Origin of the sequence: Proteiniborus ethanoligenes (genome assembly GCF_900107485.1) — a bacterium.
Classification (GTDB): Bacteria; Bacillota; Clostridia; order Tissierellales; family Proteiniboraceae; genus Proteiniborus; species Proteiniborus ethanoligenes.
The window spans coordinates 1-16,787 of record NZ_FNQE01000044.1 but is presented as its reverse complement, the minus strand read 5'-3'; the positions used below and the strand labels follow the sequence as shown (position 1 = coordinate 16,787).

Below are 16,787 nucleotides of genomic sequence, written 5' to 3'. Positions count from 1 at the left end.
ATTCTATTACTAATTTAAATACTTTAGGTCATATTACACTTTTATCCTTGGCCCTTGCGGCTATTGCTGATAATCAAAAGGATAAAATTAGGTCCTTAACTAAGTTTAAAAAAGCTTCATAGTAATTTCAGAGCTTACTCTTTTGGTTTTTAGAATTCAGAAATACCAACCTTAGCTTTGCTATGCACTTTTTGTTTTATTTTCTTTTAAAATTTCCATTTTCAAGACAAAACCTATTATTTTATGTCTGTTCTAGATGAGTATATATTTGATATTTAATTTTAAAGTTTCTCTAGTCAAATTTTATTAATTATGCTCATCTCTATTTAATATATTAATATTTTTATGTAGGTGATTTTATTACATTAAAAAACCTATGTTTCACGGGTTAGTGAAACATAGGTTTTTTGAACTTATTATTTTTTGTTATGTTTTTTAGATTGCTTTATTATTTCTCTCCAATGCATATCGCCTCGTTCCAGCGCCTTGATTAAAAGCTCTGCTGTTGCAATATTAGTAGCAATAGGTATAGCGTGAACATCACTTAGTCTTAATAAAGCCAGTACATCAGGTTCATGAGGTTGAGCTGTCAATGGATCTCTCATAAATATTATTAAATCCATCTCATTATTTGCAACCTTAGCACCTATTTGCTGGTCTCCTCCTAATGGTCCTGACATAAAGCATTGAATATTAAGCCCTGTGGCTTCACCAATTAATTTACCTGTAGTTCCTGTAGCAAAAAGACAATGCTTTTCAAGAATATTCTTATATGCAATAGAAAAGTTAATTAATTGCTTTTTCTTATTATCATGAGCTATTAATGCAATATTCATAATCTCCTCCAGTTAAATAGTCCTTTTACTTCATAGAGCCTTCTTTCATTTTAAGTATAGGGATATTGGCAATTAAAGCAGGAATAGGAGTGTTATCACTTTCCCTTCTAGTTCTAGTTAGCTTTATATCTAGTCCTTCTTCATCTATTACCATATAGTCTGATATGACCCTTATTATGTCCCCTTTTAATATTTCTAAAAAGTGAGGAGAAATATTCGCTCTATCATGAATTAAAACTAACTTTAGTCTTTCTTTTGCCACGTTTTTACTTTTATTATCGCTTCTACCAAATAATTTAAATAAGTCCATGTTTACCCCTCCTTTTTACTATTTTCCAAAAAATAATTTTTTAAGCTTGCCAAACACTCCCTCATCTACATCTAAATCTAACAAGGGCACATCTTCTCCCATAATTCTTTTAGCAATATTTCTATATGCTTGTCCTGAAAGTGCTTTGTCATCAATAACAACAGGTTCTCCTCTATTTGTAGAGATAACTATAGCCTCATCATCTGGAACTACTCCTATAAGGTCAATGGCTAAAATGTCTATCATATCATCAATATTCATCATATCGCCTTTCTTAACCATATCAGGTCTTATTCTATTTACGATTAACTTAGGGTTATGTAAGCCTTTGGCCTCAAGTAATCCAATTATCCTATCTGCATCTCTCACAGCAGATATCTCAGGAGTAGTAACTACTAAAGCTCTATCAGCTCCAGCTATTGCATTTTGAAATCCTTGCTCTATGCCTGCAGGACAATCTATTATAACATAATCAAACATTTCTCTTAGTTCATTAGTAAGTTCAATCATTTGAGCCGGACTTACTGCATTCTTGTCTTTTGTTTGAGCAGCAGGTAGAAGAAATAAACCTTCATATCTTTTGTCTCTAATCAGTCCTTGTTTTAATCTGCAAACTTTTTCTACCACATCTACAATATCATAAACGATACGATTCTCAAGCCCCATTACAACGTCAAGATTTCTAAGTCCGATATCCGCATCTACTATTGCAACCTTTTTACCTTCCATTGCTAAGCCTGTACCTATATTAGCTGTCGTAGTAGTCTTGCCTACGCCACCTTTTCCTGATGTAATAACAATTACTTCTCCCATAAAGCTAAGCCTCCTATATTATTTATTTTTTGGCAAATAAGTTTCTATAAGTACTGCATTTTCTTCCACTCTTGCTATCTCTGGCCATTTTGAAGCCTCTACTTCCTCGTCAGGTTTTCTTGCTATTATATCTGCTATCCTTAACTGAGTTGGCTGTAAGCTAAAAGCTACAACTATAGCTTCTCTATTGCCATCACAGCCTGCATGTGCTATTCCCCTTAGTGCACCAAGTATAACTATATTACCACTTGCAATTACAATGCCCCCTGGATTTACATCTCCTATTATAACCACATTCCCTGCATATTCTACAGACTGACCAGATCTTATAGTAGCTCGTACAAACCTTGTGTATCCTTCCTCTATTCCTTCAAAAAATTGCCTTTGCGTTGTATAATGCTCTATATCTCCTTCAATATCTTCATCAATGCTATCATCCATATCATCATTAATATCATCGACATTAAGTCCGTATTTGTTAATAATTAAGCTTTTTAATTCCTCCTTTTCTTCTGGTGATAGTTTCTTACCTTTTATACTTATTACATTAGCACCATTAAAGAAGGAACCCGCTTTTTTTAAGTTCAAATCTAATTGTTCTTTTATTTCTTGGAAGCTTCCTTCTTTGACATAAATATATATTCCATTATTCTTTCCTTTAAATGTAACTAAGCTCTGATTCATTTATCACCCTCCAAAAGTATACAGCTACTATTTTTATTCTTCATTTATAGAATAATTCCTTCTTAAGTATGTAATAAAAATAAATTGGCATAGTAAAAACTACTGAGCCAATTTATTTATTACAGAGAACTCATCCTTTTCTTTATAATTTAACCCAAGGTATTGAGCGATTATTTCCTTAGCTATTGGTCCTGCATAACCACCGCTTCCACCTTGAAATATTACTGCTGCCACTGCAATTTCAGCTGCCTCAGGGTTATTTTCTTCATAAGGTCCATATGCCACAAACCAAGCATAGTTATCATATTTTTCTCCTGTAACAGGATTAGTTCCTGAGTTTTGTGCTGTACCTGTTTTAGTTGCAACTTTAACTGGGAAGTTTCTAAATATGGTCCTTGCTGTACCATCACTGGAAACCATGCCTAGTCCTTTATTAACTTCATTAATAAAATTGTAATCACTTAAATTAACTCTATTAGTTTCTCTTTCTGGTTTATAAACAGTTTTAGAATTATCATGACTTTCCACCTTAGATATGACACTGACATTATGTCTATATCCTCCGTTTGCCAAAGTAGCCATGTAATTTGCCATTTGAATAGGGGTATAGGCATTTTGTCCTTGCCCTATTGATATATTAAGTGTATCTGCTTGCTTCCATCCTGATTGATTTAGGTAAGTGTATTTTATTACATCTGCTAAGTCTTCTCTACTTCCTTCAATTTTCTTTTCACCATTGAAGCCTAATTTATCAAGCCTTCTAACTACTTCTCTTTTGCTGAGAGGCTCTTCAAACTCAGCCCAACTTACTATTTCATCTACAGCCTTTCTAATGTCATTTTCATCTATAGTATTCTCTTCTTTAATAAAATCTCTAATATTAGCATTTAAAAACCTACGAAGGCCTATTTTAATATTATTAGTTTTTGAGTTTGTATCGGGAACACCTACTGCTCTTTCTCCCATTATTTCAATTCCTGTTTTATCATTTAAGCCAAACTCAGTAGCAATTCTAAGTATATCCTCTATATCAACTTTCCCACCTAGAGCTTCGCCACTTCTTGGGTTTCTACCCATTGTAACACTATAAAAATAATAGTTACATGAATCTCTTATAGCTTCAGCTAAATTTTCCCATCCATGTGATCCTCTATTGCTATTCCAAAGCCAGCAACCAAAGGTTCCATTCCCTATTTCTACATAGCCATAGTCATAGATTTTTTTATTTGCATTTATTCCTTTTTCCTGTGCAGCTAACCCTGTTATCATCTTAAATATAGATCCTGGCTGAATTGCCGTTTGCAATGCAATATTGTATAATGGCCTAGGTGCCAATGGATCTTGTTCATGCTCGGGCATTAGACTTTGCCAGTCTTCATCTGATATTCCTGTAGCAAAGAGATTTGGATTATATGCAGGATAATTAGCCAATGCAAGAATTTCTCCTGTTTTTACATCTATTGCAACTACAGAGCCTGATGTAGCGTTCTTGTATGGAGTTGAATATCTATAATTCCCCCATTCACTTTGGAATTCTCCGCCTACTTGTATCTGTTCAATGGCTTGTTTAAGTGCCTCCTCCGCAACTTTTTGCAATTCTAAATCAATTGTTAGGTATAAATTATTTCCTGGTATAGCTTTTTCTTCATCTATAACATTTATTGTGTTACCAAGAACATCTACTTCCACTCGTCTAGTTCCATTTGTGCCTCTTAAATAATCTTCAAAGCTTTCTTCTACTCCAGTTTTCCCAATAATGTCATTACGTGAATAGCCTCGTTCATCGATATACTTTTTAATCTCTGTAGTTTGAGATATTTTACCTAAATAGCCCAGAATATGAGCTGCTGTCTCATTCGTAGGATAATATCTTACTGGCTCTATAGAAACACTTACCCCTAGCAAATCAAACTTATTTTCTTCTAACCTTGCTACAGTACTGTTTCTAATCCCATATGCCAAGTTTATAGGCTGATATGCTCTGTGTCCTTGCTTATTCATTTGCTCTATAACTAGCATAATAGATTTAGCTTCATATTTGTTTAGCTCTTCATCTATCTTAAGTTTATTTTTTAGAGATTCAAATGCTTCTTCAGCACTACTTTCCTCTGAGACTTTATATTCATTTAGCCAATTCCTTTTATTATTCAGTGCTACATATTCCCAGTTTGCAATAGATATTCTAGGATTTATATAATTTAAAACTTTTTCCTGGGCAATACCTTTTACTTTGTCATCTGTTATAATATCAATCATAATATTATGTTTGCTAGCTAAATATATTAAAGATTCAACTGCAGATAATTCACCTTCGATTTTTTCTACAGTATGGAATTTCTCTTTCTCTTTATCACTTTTGTATTTAAAATATACTTTTCTTGCTTCTTCATCTAAAGTCATTTCTACAGGAATATCAATACTGTTTTCTTCTAATTTTTTTATTAGCATTTCTCCAGGTATTGTTCTTTCCTTTTCCTTGTCATCTTCTGTTTTAATAAACATATTTGATAATATTTCAAACTTAGCATCTGTCTGCAAAACAATGCTTAAAAAATCATTCTTTGCGGAGCTATCCATTGTTATATCTTTAAAGCTTTTCATTAAATTTCTTTTTGCTGCCTTATAGTCCTCATCAAAGGTAAATGTATAGGAAAATAAGGCTATGTCCTCGTTTAACCCATGATTTTTGAGAACCTCATAAGTAAGCTCCCCTACCACTGGGTCCCTAATAAGCTTAGCCAGTATTTTTTTATCTTCTGATATTTTTGAAAGCAACACGTCCTTTGCCGCTTGACTTTCTGATATATTATAGTCCTTCCTCCATGCTCCTAAGTCTACATTAGAATCAAAATCAAAAGTTACATTATTATCATCATCAAAATCTATTACAATAGGCATAGCAATGCCTTCATTTTCTAATATATTTACTGCTCTTCTCCCGGTGAAAAAAAATCTTTTCTCTTCACGGTCACTAATCACCATTGTGGTGTTTAGCAGTTCTCCTACAAGATTATTTTCCATGATTATATCTATAACATGTTCATAAGGTGTTTTAATGCTTTCAAGATACATCTGCTCACTATTATATGAAAAATAATTTAGCTCAATAGGAAACTCATTTATATAATTTACCCCATCATCCTCAAGTATCCTGATTAGCTTTAAAATGGCATTATTTCTTTTTTCTGAATCCTTTATATTAAGTTCGTCCTTCATAATTTGGACTGTAAAGCTTGGGTCATTACCTGCTAGCAGCCTTCCATATCTATCTCTTATTTCTCCTCTAGGTGCGGTGATAGATATTTGCTTTACTCTTTTATTTTGGGAGATCCTCCTCATTTCTTCCCCCTCTACTATTGTTAAGGAAGCTAATTTAAATGCTAATACAGCAAATATAATAAAGGTAAGAAAGATAAGTATATTATATCTATCTTTTATTTTTTCAATAAACTTCACTTTCTTTCACCTCCTTACTTTTTCCCAAAGCTTATTTGCGGCTGTCGATATAGTTTCAAAAATTGCTTATAGAAAATAATAGACAATAATGAATTGAAAATAGATTCAAGTACTACAATATTAGTTATAAGCTTTGTAAAATCAATATTTATAGATGAAAAATACATAAATACAAAGTAAATTACATGAAAAACAAATGTTGCCATAATAGTGAAGATGAAAGGCAAAAATAGATTTTCCTTAAAGACTTTTTTGTCTGTAAGACCAATTAAGTAGCCTATAATAAAATAAATCAATGCATGTACTCCTATCACGTCAAAAAAAACTATATCCTGCAGAAAACCTAAAAGGAGACCTAAAATGCTGCCAGTCTTTTTTCCTGCCAAAAGAGAAAGACAAACAATAATAATTAAAGAAATATTGGGTATAACGCCAAATATCCTTACATGTTGTAATATGGTAGATTGTATTAAAAAGCTCACTATTCCTATAATAGTTATTACAAAGTATCTCAAAGTATTTACCCCTTTTACCTATTTTCCAGTTATAACGAAAACATCCTGAAGTTTGTTAAAGTTAATAGCTGGTTTTACTTTTATATTTACTAAAAGGTCATCGCTATTCTTAGAAATCTCACTTATCTCCCCAATATATAATCCTTTAATAAATATTCCACCTAATCCAGAAGTTAATAGCTTGTCTCCCTTTACTACATCAGCTTTAGCATCAAAAAGATATCCTGAAATATTTTCTTCAAAATCACCTTTGATTATTCCACCATCTTGAGTTCTTATTACATTAAAGCTTAAGCTGCTGCCTCCGTCAATTATGGCAATAACCTTAGCCCAATTATCTCCTACTTCAACAATCCTTCCAACTAAACCTTCTGTAATAACATTTCCATCTACTTCTATTCCTTGTATTACAGCATCACCTTTTTTAATACCATCCTTTGTCCCCTTATCTATTACAAACCTATCAAACCAGTTACCAGGATCCTTGCCGACTATTTGGGCCTGGACAAGATTAAATTTTGATTTTTCCTTCAATATAGCTGCATTTCTTAGATATTCTGATTTACTAACTATATCTTCATAGCTTCTAACCTTATCCCTTAGCTTAGCAACTTCTTCTTTAAGCTCTTGATTTTCGTTTCTTAGTTGTGTCATGCTTCCTACAGATTTTACGGCTCCTACAACAGATTCTCCGCCGTTATTAAAAGCCTTTTGAATAGGAGTAATTAGATTGCCTATAAAGTTTTCAAAGGATGTTATTTTTTCTCTGTTACTTCCAGATATTCCGATAATTACAATTAGAATGATAGTAACAATAGCTACTATCATTCTCCCCTTTATCTTTTTAAATATGGTCATAAATATCACCACTTATCCTAACTTTCTTGAACTTTTTGTAATTCTTTTTAAAGTATCTATATCTTCTAAAGCCCTTCCTGTCCCTATTGCAACACAATCAAGAGGATTTTCAGCTATATGGACAGGCATGCCTGTTTCCTTTCTTATAAGTCTATCTAAACCATCTAAAAGTGCTCCACCACCAGTAAGCATTATTCCTTGCTCCATAACATCAGATGCAAGCTCAGGTGGAGTTTTTTCTAAGGTGAACTTTATAGCATCAATAATATTAGCTATAGGTTCTTTCATTGCACTATGAATCTCAGATGAGCTTACTTCAATGTTTTTAGGTAGTCCAGAGATTAAATCTCTTCCTCTAACAGGTATTTTTCTATCTTTATTAGAAGCTAAGTCCGCAGAGCCTATTTGTATTTTAACTTCTTCAGCAGTTCTTTCTCCTATCATTAAATTGTACTCTTTTTTAATGTAATAGACTATAGATTCATCAAGCTCATCTCCAGCTACTCTTATTGACTTACTTGTAACTATTCCCCCTAAGGAAATAATAGCAACTTCAGTTGTACCTCCTCCAATATCTACTACCATGCTTCCATTTGGCTCTTGTACTGGAAGTCCTGCACCAATAGCCGCAGCCATAGGCTCTTCTATAAGATAAGCTTCTCTAGCACCTGCTTGAACAGCAGCCTCCTCCACAGCTCTTTTCTCAACCTCAGTTACACCAGAAGGAACGCATACCACTACTCTAGGTTGGAAAATAGAAACTTTTCGATTACCTTTTTTAATAAAATGCTTTAACATACTTTGAGTAATATCAAAATCTGCAATAACACCATCACTTAAAGGTCTGATAGCCACTATATGTCCTGGCGTTCTACCTATCATTCTTTTTGCTTCTTCTCCTACTGCTAAGACTTCCTTAGTATTAGTTTGTATTGCAACGACAGAAGGTTCTCTGATTATTATACCTTTACCTTTAATAAACACTAAAGTGTTTGCAGTTCCTAAATCAATACCCATGTCTTTTGTAAATAAATTGAATATTCCCATCTTCTTTTGCTCCTTCCTAAGTAAAAAATTTATAGTATATCTTTTTCCTTTAGACTTATATATTTTTTATTTCCAATTATTATATGATCTAATACTTTAATTCCTAAAATCTCTCCTCCTTCGCTTAGCCTTCTAGTTATTGCTATATCTTCTTTGCTAGGTGTAGGATCTCCACTTGGATGATTATGGACAAGAATTATAGAAGCACTACTCTTAGCAATAGCCTCTTTAAATACTTCCCTTGGATGGACTATTGAAGAGTTTAAGCTTCCTATGGATATGTCTTCTATACCAATTATCCCATTTTTAGTGTCCAGCATAACTATCCTAAAATGCTCTTTTTTCAAATGACCCATATCTAGCATCAAAATATCAGCTATATCAGAAGGAGATGTTACTCTTGATTTATCCGAATTTGTTTCTGACATAACTCGTTTACCAAGTTCAACAGCAGCCAGTATTTGAGCTGCCTTACATTTGCCTATTCCTTTTATCTTTGTTATCTCTTGTAAATTTGTATTTGCTAAAAAAGAAATACCTTCTTTTTTACCTACTAAGAGTTTTTGACTAATCTCTATGGCTGTATTTTCTCTATTGCCAGTTCTTATTATTATAGCCAACAATTCGGTATTTGATAATGCCTTAGGACCGTATTTATAAAGTTTTTCTCTTGGTCTTTCATCCTCTGGTAAATCCTTAATTGTATAGCTAAAATCTTTCCCCATAGCCCCTCCTAAAGAATTTTAAAGAATTTTCATACAAAAATGCTTTTCTAAAAGCTTATCTAGCTTAGCTATGGGGAGCCCTACTACATTTGAATAGGGTCCTATTATATATTCTACTAATATATCTCCATAGCCTTGAATACCATAAGCTCCAGCTTTATCCTTGTATTCCCCAGTGCTTATATAGCTTCTAATCTTTTCAGGAGTTAATTCTCTAAATTTTACTTTAGTAGTTTCATAATCAACAATTTTTTTCCCTATACTAGTATCTATTAATGCAAGGCCTGTAATAACCAAATGCTCTTTGCCACTTAAACTGCCTAGCATATGAAAAGCATCTTCTTCGTCCTTTGGCTTGCCTAAAATACTGTCCAAATATACAACTGTATCTGCTGCTATTACTATAGCATCCTTATTAATTCTCTTAGCAATATCATCAGCCTTTTGAAATGCTAAAGTCATAACTACTTGAACAGGCTCTTCATAAGGTAAAACTCTTTCCTCTATTTGGCTTGCTATAATTTCAAAATCTAGATTGTATCTCTTTAATAGTTCTTTTCGTCTAGGAGATGACGAAGCTAATATTATATTTTTCATACATTCACCTATAATCTTTTATACATTACAAATGCTATTAAAAATCCAATAGCACTAGCTATGTTTATGTCAATAACTAATCCAAATGTAAGTTCAATTACGCTTAAATCTAAGTGTAAGGGAGTTTTAAATCCTATAGGATAACTATAGGCCAGTAAAGGAATCTTATCGCTTAAAAGGTCACCTATAATTCCACCTAGCACTACTCCCGCAACTATTAGTGCAAATAAAACTGCTAAATTCCTGTTTTTTGCTCTCATGTTTACCTCCTTACGTTTGCTTTAAGTTTCTCCTAGTATTTTTCTCATGTTATTTGTTATAAGTATTGAGCTTAATCCTACAAAATATCCAGTAAAAAGACTCAATATTGTCATAAAAGGAAAATAAGAAAATATTTTTAAATTTTCCATTATTAGACTAGCTGCTAAAAGCTGTCCAGCATTGTGGAATATTGCCCCAAAAATACTGACGCCTATTAAGCTGAAATAATTGGAAAGATATTTAAAAACTATTGTCATTGCCAATGTGCTAAGTATTGCTCCAGAAAAACTATATATAAGGCCTGAAAAGCTTCCTGTAGCAAGTGCAAATGCTATTGTCCTTAGTATCGCCACAACAAAAGCTTCCTTATAGCCAAATATAACTAATGTTACTAAGCAAACAATGTTAGCTAGGCCGAGTTTCATGCCCGGTAGCGGTATAGGTAAGGGTATCATTGATTCTATTATGCTTAAGGCAAGCCCTAAAGAAACTAATAGTGATATAAATACAATTTTTCTAAGTCTTGTCATATGCTCACCCTTTTCTAATGACTGATATAGTCTATTTCATCATTTGAATTTTTTTGTGATTTTATTTCTACTACCATTCTGTTGGGCAAGCATACTATTACTTCGCCTGGTCCTGATATCCAGCCTTGCTTTACATCAAGTTTATCAGGACAATCAGCTTCTATAACCCTAACTCTACCATCACCAATTTCTATTTTGTTATAGCCAAATTCAGACTCTATGTCAATTGTTTTGCCTATCATATTAGCACCAAAAGAAATTTTTTTTGTCTCTTTTCCATCTACTTGAACACTTATATATTTGTTTTCACCATTAGTAGCATAGTATTTAACAAAATATATACCTACTAAGCTTAGTATCAATACTATAACAATAAGATACTTGTCCCATCTAGTCATGTCATACATCCTTTTTACATTATTATAAGATAATCTTAAATAATATCAATGTGCGTTTAGAACTAAAAAAACCATGAAAAATACATATTATCACATCATAAGTTTACCATTTCCATATTTCATTTACAAGTTGTAATTTTTGTTTAGAAGGGCTTTAGAGAATAAAGTTTAACCCATTATTTTGATTTCAATCACATATTAATTATTGCATGTAGAATTATAATAAATATAAAGATAAATACAGGAGGTATTTAATATGTTGACAATGGGAATTTTTAATAAATCTCAAAAGCTAGGCGAAATCGTTGCAATGTTTCCAAAGGCGTCTGAAGTGTTTATGCACAATCAAATGGATTTTTGTTGTGGAGGAGACAAAGCCTTAGAAGAAGCAGCTAAAGAAAAGGGGTTAGCCTTAAGAGAAATTATTGAACAACTAGAAGCCTTGTATAAAGAATATAGGTCAAAAATAAATAGAGACACTGATTGGAGAACAGAAAAATATTCAGATATAATTGATTTTATAGTCAATACTCACCATACATTTTTAAAAAAGGAATTGCCTGATACTGAAAAGCTAGTAGCTAAAATACTTAAAGTTCACTTTATTGATAGCGGTGAGGTATTAACAAAGGTTCATAAATTGTTTGCTCAATTAAAATCCGAATTAGAAATGCACCTTGTTAAGGAAGAGGAAATATTGTTCCCTATGATTAGAGAATATGAACAAAACCCATCAAAGAATTTATTGGATAAAATTGCAAAAGAAATCGAAAGTACAGAAAATGAGCATGATACTGCTGGAGATATAATAAAAGAGCTTAGAAAGGCTACTGATCAATATACTGTTCCTCCTACAGGCTGTTACACCTTTGAGCTTACTTATAAAAAATTACAAGACATAGAGTCAGATTTATTCCAGCATATTCATCTAGAAAATAATATTATGCATGAAAGATTAAAAAAGGAAAATTCTATCTAATTCTCTAAAATCAATACCAAATAAGCCAGTGTTATTTATAAAACTAGTAAAACTAAGGCTGTCTTAGTATGATACTACACCATTTAAGACAGCCTCTCATTTTATATAGTCCATTGTCCATGTACTATGCTTACTAAATACCAAGCTCCATTTAACTCCTCAAAAACTAGCTTTAAGCTTCTCCAATCTATTCCCTCATATTGAGGCTCAAATCCTTTAAAGTAGAGCTCTACAAAATATCCATTAGGATAAGCTTCATCTACATTGTCTATAGTATTGCCTGTTCCTATGGTTACATTGTTTCCTATCATATGTGGATTAGCAAAATCTGCATCATAGATAAACTTATCATAATAATCATTAAATTTTAATTCTATTGGTTCTCCTGAGCCATCATAGCTGCCCCATGTATATACTTTAGTATCTTGTAGAAGCTCAGCTACTGACTGGGCTTTAAATACTTGGTCGTTTTGAAGGTCTATATATGGATAAGGAGTAAATCTAAGTCCCTTTTCTGGATGAACATAAGAAGATAGATTCTTCATATCCTTGTCTTTTATTAGTTCAATTACTTCTATGACTTTTATTAATAAGCTATTAGTATTTTCAACACCTACTTCAGACTCAAGAGAAGATATTTTATCTTCTAAAGCCTTATTTTTATCTTTTAAGATGCTTATTTCCTCCTCTTTTTTCTTTAGCTCCTCCTCTAAGTTTGTATTATCCGCTGTACAACCTGCTGCTATTATTATAAAAACCAAAATTATCAACACGATTTTCATTATTTTCCTTTTCATACCCAACACCATCCTTTTATTTTTCTATAACACTAAAATTGTAATATATGTTTACCCAAATCTCAATTAAAATATGCTTTTATCAAAAGTCTAAGTAAATAACCTTGTAAGAGTAAATTGTTTTTTAAAAATTTTCTGAAAAAGGTATTGACATTATAATATTAAAGTATTATCATATTCCTTAATACAAAAATGCTTTGACGGAGAGAAAGATATCTAAGCTTAATTACAGAGAGTTGGGTCAGGTGAAAGCCAACATTAAGATGATATGTAATATTCACTCCTGAGCAGATTCGTTTAAAGACTTTTTCAAGTAGGCGAATCCGAAGGCCCATCGTTATAAGGGATAGGACTGTTAGGTCTAAATGAGTGATGACTTTTTGTCATAATCAGGGTGGTACCGCGGATATAAAATCTTTCGTCCCTATATATACAGCTAAAGGCTGTGTTTATAGGAGCGAAAGATTTTTTTATTTCCTAAAAGCCGAAATTTAAAACAATTATTAAGGGAGGAAAAGAAAAATGAAAAAAAACAAAGTAGGTAGCATTATAGGAATTATTTTGGTTGGTATGTTAGTTTTATCAGGATGTAGTTCAAGTAGCAATCGAGGAGATAAAACCTCTGGTGAAAAAATATTTACTATTGGTATTAGTCAACTGGCAGAGCATCCAGCCTTAGATGACACTAGGAAGGGCTTTGAGGATGGTTTAAGAGAATTAGGAATAAATGCAGAGATAATCTATAAAAATGCTCAAGGCGATATTCCAAACACAGTTAGTATTGCTCAAAAGTTTGTTAAGGATGAAGTAGATTTAATATTTGCCATAGCAACACCGTCAGCACAAAGTGCTAAACAATCTACCTCTAATATACCTGTATTGTTCAGTGCTGTAACAGATCCTGTCAAAGCAGAAATCGTCCATGATTGGGAAAAAGTTGGTGGGAATGTAACTGGAACATCTGACATGGCGCCTACAGAATCTCAATTGAAGATGTTTAAAGAAATAAATTCAAGTATTAAAACCATAGGAATTTTATATAACACAAGTGAAGCTAACTCTCAAATTCAAATAGAAGAAGTAATGAGGCTGGCTCCTGCTCAGGGTCTTGAAGTAGTTCCTGTTGGGGTAAGCAATGTAAATGAACTTCCCCAAGCTATTAGCTCTTTAGTAAAAAAAGTAGATGCATTATATATGATTACAGACAACATGGTAGCATCATCAGTAGAGCTAATATCAAAGGTAGCCATAGAAAATAATATGATTACAGTTTCTGCAGAAGAATCACAAGTTAAAGGTGGCTTACTTATAACAAATGGACTTAGCTACTACGAACTTGGAAAGCAAACTGCAAGGATGGCAAAGGAAATTCTTGTAGACAAAAAAGATGCTTCTACTATACCTGTTGGAACAGCCGAAACCACCATAACTACTGTAAATCAAAAAACTTTAGAAGCATTAGGTTTAGATGAAAACTTACCCTTGCTTAAAGATGCTATAAAGGTAGGAGAGTAGAAATTATTTATATTAAACTAGTAAGGAACTAATCAAAAGGCTTGGAGGTGCAAAAATGAACTCATTAATAATAACATCCTTAGAGCAGGGACTTATATTTGCTGTTTTAGCTATGGGGGTAGTACTAACATATAAAATATTAGATATGGCTGATCTCTCTGTCGAAGGAACTTTCCCCTTCGGAGCCTTTGTATTCGCCAAGTTTATATCTATGGGATTAAATCCTTTAATAAGTACTTTATTAGCATTTTGCTTTGGTACATTTGCAGGATTATTTACAGCGATTCTCTTTATTAAATTAAGAATAAAGCCTTTACTTGCAGGAATATTGACCATGACCATACTTTACTCTGCTAATCTCAAGATTAATGGTAAAGCTAATATACCTCTCTTTAGCTATGGCTCAATATTCGACCTAGGTTCTGCCATAGTAGTATTATTAATTATTGTATTATCAATAAAATTAATCATAGATTTATTTTTAAAAACTGAAACAGGCTATCTATTAATTGCAACAGGAGATAATGAGTCCATAGTAAAGTCTCTAGGGGAAAATAGCGATAAATATAAAGTTATAGGTTTAATGATAGCTAATGGACTAGTAGCATTAAGTGGAGCAATGATGGCTCAAGTACAAGGTTTCGCAGATATAACCATGGGAAGCTCTATTATAGTAGTAGCACTAGCTTCAATTATAATTGGAGATACAATAAAAAGGAATTCTAAATGGATTAAGCTTACAACAAGAGCTATCTTAGGTGCATTGATTTATAAGCTAATTGGAGGAATTGCCATAGATTTAGGCTTAAATCCAACAGATTTAAAAGCAATCAGTGCAATAATAGTAATAGGATTTATCTCTTATAATAATTTTGCAGCAGATTTATTTGCTAATAGAAAAAAAGAAGGAGGAGACAATCATGCTACAAATAAGAAACCTATGGAAAAGCTTTAACAAAAATACAGATAATGAAATAGATATTTTCAAAGGCTTTAACTTAGAAATAGAAAAAAATAAATGTACAGCAATAATTGGGTCTAATGGCTGTGGAAAAAGCACCCTCCTTAATATTATTGGGGGAAGCATAGCCTTAGACCAAGGTGAAATACTGCTAAACGGAAAGGACATTTCAGAGTTAAAAGAAGAAAAAAGATCAATCCACATAGGTAGAGTATATCAAAATCCGTCTATGGGTGTATCTCCTTCCCTTACCATATTAGAGAATCTATCTTTAGCAGATAAAAAAGGAGAAAAGTTCACCTTGAGAAAGCTTATAAAAAAGAATAAGATAGATAAATATGTAGAGCTATTAAAAGAGCTTGATTTAGGACTTGAAGACAAGCTAAATACTAAGGTTAAGTTCCTCTCTGGTGGGCAAAGACAATGTCTTTCCCTAATAATGGCAACTATGAAGCATCCAGATTTATTGCTGCTAGATGAACATACAGCAGCATTAGATCCTAAAACATCTACAGTTATTATGCAAAAAACAAAGGAGTTATTAAATAAATATTCTATAACAACTATTATGATATCTCATAATATGAAGGATGCCATAGAATATTCTGATAGGATTATAATGCTAGATAGTGGGATAGTAGTATTAGATAGACCAAGTATAAATGTAACAGAAGAGGAATTAATCCAAATATATAGAGAAAAGCTTGTACAAATAGTGGCTTGAAAAAAAATCTAGATGCCCTTTGGCATCTAGTATTAACTCTTTTTTACTTTTGTTATTTAATTTTTCTTCACAAATAATCCTTTCAATAAAACTACTCTATCTTCAACTATTTTTTTATGCTCTTCTTCTGTCCACTTAGGATTTTTGTTTTTCCAAAACTTTTCACAAGGAATTTCTGTGCATTCACCACGCAAATGTAACCTATGCTTAGATATTGTTCTATTTTACATTATCAGATTATTTCTTTATTTTATTTATCTCTTCTAAAATCATAATTGTGCATACTATAACAATGAATATTAGCGAAAGCAAAATCGCATGTGTTACAGCATGATAAGACCCCTCAACAGAACTATAACCTATATTCATAATTAATGGAGTAATAGCAATCAAAGAAAAAAAGAATATCAATATTGTACCTACAAAAGCCCATAGAATTTTTTTCATATACAAACACCTCGTATAATATGTTTAGACCCAGATTTTCAGGTGTCTAAGCATATTTATTTTTATTTAATTTTAATTACAATGTTTAATCGAGATATCCTAATGCTAAAATAGAATTAAGAATAGTTAGCGAAGGATAATTCTTCCTCACCTTGCAAAACCATTTGGTTATTGCTTAGAGAGCATGCTTCCTGACTTACTCGTCATATTCTGCTTACTTCAGTTGCTGCATCTCTTTGATTAGACCAACAGCAAGGTAGTTTTCAAAGATGAATGCTAATAATGCGAGGTTGCAGTTAGCGGTTAAGATTGGGATATCTCTTTTACTAATTGT

At 32.3% G+C, this 16,787-nt stretch carries 20 protein-coding genes and 1 other annotated feature; of the genes, 4 read left to right on the top strand and 16 right to left on the bottom strand.

Features of this window, described 5'->3' with window-relative positions:
• Positions 1–416 precede the first annotated feature (416 nt).
• The 13 genes from BLV37_RS13980 to BLV37_RS13920 all read right to left on the bottom strand — a co-directional run bounded on the left by BLV37_RS13980 (position 417) and on the right by BLV37_RS13920 (position 11,030).
• Positions 417–836, bottom strand: a complete 420-nt coding sequence (locus BLV37_RS13980) for a methylglyoxal synthase (protein ID WP_091732833.1) — start codon at positions 834–836, stop codon at positions 417–419.
• A gap of 25 nt (positions 837–861) precedes the next feature.
• Positions 862–1,146: a cell division topological specificity factor MinE gene (minE, locus tag BLV37_RS13975; RefSeq protein ID WP_091732830.1), complete on the bottom strand. Its 285-nt coding sequence runs from the start codon at positions 1,144–1,146 to the stop codon at positions 862–864.
• 18 nt (positions 1,147–1,164) lie between these two features.
• Complete coding sequence (gene minD / locus BLV37_RS13970) at positions 1,165–1,959, bottom strand: septum site-determining protein MinD (RefSeq protein WP_091732828.1); 795 nt, start codon at positions 1,957–1,959, stop codon at positions 1,165–1,167.
• A gap of 18 nt (positions 1,960–1,977) precedes the next feature.
• A complete protein-coding gene (minC, locus tag BLV37_RS13965) occupies positions 1,978–2,643 on the bottom strand; it encodes a septum site-determining protein MinC (protein ID WP_091732826.1) in 666 nt (221 codons plus the stop codon).
• A gap of 99 nt (positions 2,644–2,742) precedes the next feature.
• On the bottom strand, positions 2,743–6,099 hold the full coding sequence (locus BLV37_RS13960; protein ID WP_091732824.1) for a penicillin-binding transpeptidase domain-containing protein: 3,357 nt from the start codon (positions 6,097–6,099) through the stop codon (positions 2,743–2,745).
• Positions 6,100–6,113: 14 nt separating this feature from the next.
• Entirely contained in the window at positions 6,114–6,614 is a 501-nt protein-coding gene (gene mreD, locus BLV37_RS13955; protein ID WP_091732821.1) for a rod shape-determining protein MreD, read from the bottom strand.
• A gap of 18 nt (positions 6,615–6,632) precedes the next feature.
• Positions 6,633–7,472 (bottom strand): rod shape-determining protein MreC, encoded by an 840-nt coding sequence (mreC, locus tag BLV37_RS13950; RefSeq protein WP_091732820.1) that lies wholly within the window; start codon positions 7,470–7,472, stop codon positions 6,633–6,635.
• Between the two features lie 12 nt (positions 7,473–7,484).
• Positions 7,485–8,519 carry a rod shape-determining protein gene (locus BLV37_RS13945; protein ID WP_091732818.1) on the bottom strand — a complete coding sequence of 345 codons (1,035 nt, stop codon included), beginning with the start codon at positions 8,517–8,519 and terminating at the stop codon, positions 7,485–7,487.
• A 29-nt stretch (positions 8,520–8,548) separates the two neighbouring features.
• Positions 8,549–9,244, bottom strand: a complete 696-nt coding sequence (radC, locus tag BLV37_RS13940) for a RadC family protein (RefSeq protein WP_091732816.1) — start codon at positions 9,242–9,244, stop codon at positions 8,549–8,551.
• 18 nt (positions 9,245–9,262) lie between these two features.
• Positions 9,263–9,841 carry a nucleoside triphosphate pyrophosphatase gene (locus BLV37_RS13935; protein ID WP_091732813.1) on the bottom strand — a complete coding sequence of 193 codons (579 nt, stop codon included), beginning with the start codon at positions 9,839–9,841 and terminating at the stop codon, positions 9,263–9,265.
• 8 nt (positions 9,842–9,849) lie between these two features.
• A complete protein-coding gene (locus BLV37_RS13930; RefSeq protein WP_091732811.1) occupies positions 9,850–10,101 on the bottom strand; it encodes a DUF4321 domain-containing protein in 252 nt (83 codons plus the stop codon).
• Positions 10,102–10,122: 21 nt separating this feature from the next.
• A complete protein-coding gene (locus BLV37_RS13925; protein ID WP_091732808.1) occupies positions 10,123–10,632 on the bottom strand; it encodes a Gx transporter family protein in 510 nt (169 codons plus the stop codon).
• 14 nt (positions 10,633–10,646) lie between these two features.
• Complete coding sequence (locus tag BLV37_RS13920) at positions 10,647–11,030, bottom strand: NusG domain II-containing protein (RefSeq protein WP_091732805.1); 384 nt, start codon at positions 11,028–11,030, stop codon at positions 10,647–10,649.
• A 256-nt stretch (positions 11,031–11,286) separates the two neighbouring features.
• Between BLV37_RS13920 and ric the strand changes: the two genes are divergently transcribed.
• Entirely contained in the window at positions 11,287–12,009 is a 723-nt protein-coding gene (gene ric / locus BLV37_RS13915; RefSeq protein ID WP_244270559.1) for an iron-sulfur cluster repair di-iron protein, read from the top strand.
• A 101-nt stretch (positions 12,010–12,110) separates the two neighbouring features.
• Here ric and BLV37_RS13910 read toward each other — a convergent pair whose 3' ends face one another.
• Positions 12,111–12,806: a hypothetical protein gene (locus tag BLV37_RS13910; protein ID WP_244270558.1), complete on the bottom strand. Its 696-nt coding sequence runs from the start codon at positions 12,804–12,806 to the stop codon at positions 12,111–12,113.
• Positions 12,807–12,994: 188 nt separating this feature from the next.
• Positions 12,995–13,235: a binding site (T-box leader), on the top strand.
• 93 nt (positions 13,236–13,328) lie between these two features.
• On the opposite strand from BLV37_RS13910, the gene BLV37_RS13905 reads away from it, so the two are divergent.
• The 3 genes from BLV37_RS13905 to BLV37_RS13895 are packed head-to-tail and all read left to right on the top strand — an operon-like array spanning position 13,329 to position 16,006.
• Positions 13,329–14,321, top strand: coding sequence for an ABC transporter substrate-binding protein (locus BLV37_RS13905; RefSeq protein WP_091732803.1), 993 nt, complete (start codon positions 13,329–13,331; stop codon positions 14,319–14,321).
• A gap of 55 nt (positions 14,322–14,376) precedes the next feature.
• Complete coding sequence (locus tag BLV37_RS13900; protein WP_091732800.1) at positions 14,377–15,276, top strand: ABC transporter permease; 900 nt, start codon at positions 14,377–14,379, stop codon at positions 15,274–15,276.
• Complete coding sequence (locus BLV37_RS13895) at positions 15,242–16,006, top strand: ABC transporter ATP-binding protein (RefSeq protein WP_091732798.1); 765 nt, start codon at positions 15,242–15,244, stop codon at positions 16,004–16,006. The genes BLV37_RS13900 and BLV37_RS13895 overlap by 35 nt, the downstream gene beginning before the upstream one ends.
• A gap of 56 nt (positions 16,007–16,062) precedes the next feature.
• On the opposite strand, the gene BLV37_RS14875 is transcribed toward BLV37_RS13895, so the two are convergent.
• Together BLV37_RS14875 and BLV37_RS13890 are read right to left on the bottom strand one after the other, a co-directional pair.
• Entirely contained in the window at positions 16,063–16,200 is a 138-nt protein-coding gene (locus BLV37_RS14875) for a hypothetical protein (RefSeq protein ID WP_208975280.1), read from the bottom strand.
• A 43-nt stretch (positions 16,201–16,243) separates the two neighbouring features.
• Entirely contained in the window at positions 16,244–16,453 is a 210-nt protein-coding gene (locus BLV37_RS13890) for a hypothetical protein (RefSeq protein ID WP_091732796.1), read from the bottom strand.
• Positions 16,454–16,787 lie beyond the last annotated feature (334 nt).

Coding starts and splice junctions, on each gene's coding strand:
- BLV37_RS13980 (WP_091732833.1), bottom strand. CDS start 836: ATGAATATTGCATTAATAGCTCATGATAATAAGAAAAAGCAATTAATT.
- minE (WP_091732830.1), bottom strand. CDS start 1,146: ATGGACTTATTTAAATTATTTGGTAGAAGCGATAATAAAAGTAAAAAC.
- minD (WP_091732828.1), bottom strand. CDS start 1,959: ATGGGAGAAGTAATTGTTATTACATCAGGAAAAGGTGGCGTAGGCAAG.
- minC (WP_091732826.1), bottom strand. CDS start 2,643: ATGAATCAGAGCTTAGTTACATTTAAAGGAAAGAATAATGGAATATAT.
- mreC (WP_091732820.1), bottom strand. CDS start 7,472: ATGACCATATTTAAAAAGATAAAGGGGAGAATGATAGTAGCTATTGTT.
- BLV37_RS13945 (WP_091732818.1), bottom strand. CDS start 8,519: ATGGGAATATTCAATTTATTTACAAAAGACATGGGTATTGATTTAGGA.
- radC (WP_091732816.1), bottom strand. CDS start 9,244: ATGGGGAAAGATTTTAGCTATACAATTAAGGATTTACCAGAGGATGAA.
- BLV37_RS13935 (WP_091732813.1), bottom strand. CDS start 9,841: ATGAAAAATATAATATTAGCTTCGTCATCTCCTAGACGAAAAGAACTA.
- BLV37_RS13930 (WP_091732811.1), bottom strand. CDS start 10,101: ATGAGAGCAAAAAACAGGAATTTAGCAGTTTTATTTGCACTAATAGTT.
- BLV37_RS13925 (WP_091732808.1), bottom strand. CDS start 10,632: ATGACAAGACTTAGAAAAATTGTATTTATATCACTATTAGTTTCTTTA.
- BLV37_RS13920 (WP_091732805.1), bottom strand. CDS start 11,030: ATGACTAGATGGGACAAGTATCTTATTGTTATAGTATTGATACTAAGC.
- ric (WP_244270559.1), top strand. CDS start 11,287: ATGTTGACAATGGGAATTTTTAATAAATCTCAAAAGCTAGGCGAAATC.
- BLV37_RS13910 (WP_244270558.1), bottom strand. CDS start 12,806: ATGAAAAGGAAAATAATGAAAATCGTGTTGATAATTTTGGTTTTTATA.
- BLV37_RS13905 (WP_091732803.1), top strand. CDS start 13,329: ATGAAAAAAAACAAAGTAGGTAGCATTATAGGAATTATTTTGGTTGGT.
- BLV37_RS13900 (WP_091732800.1), top strand. CDS start 14,377: ATGAACTCATTAATAATAACATCCTTAGAGCAGGGACTTATATTTGCT.
- BLV37_RS13895 (WP_091732798.1), top strand. CDS start 15,242: ATGCTACAAATAAGAAACCTATGGAAAAGCTTTAACAAAAATACAGAT.
- BLV37_RS13890 (WP_091732796.1), bottom strand. CDS start 16,453: ATGAAAAAAATTCTATGGGCTTTTGTAGGTACAATATTGATATTCTTT.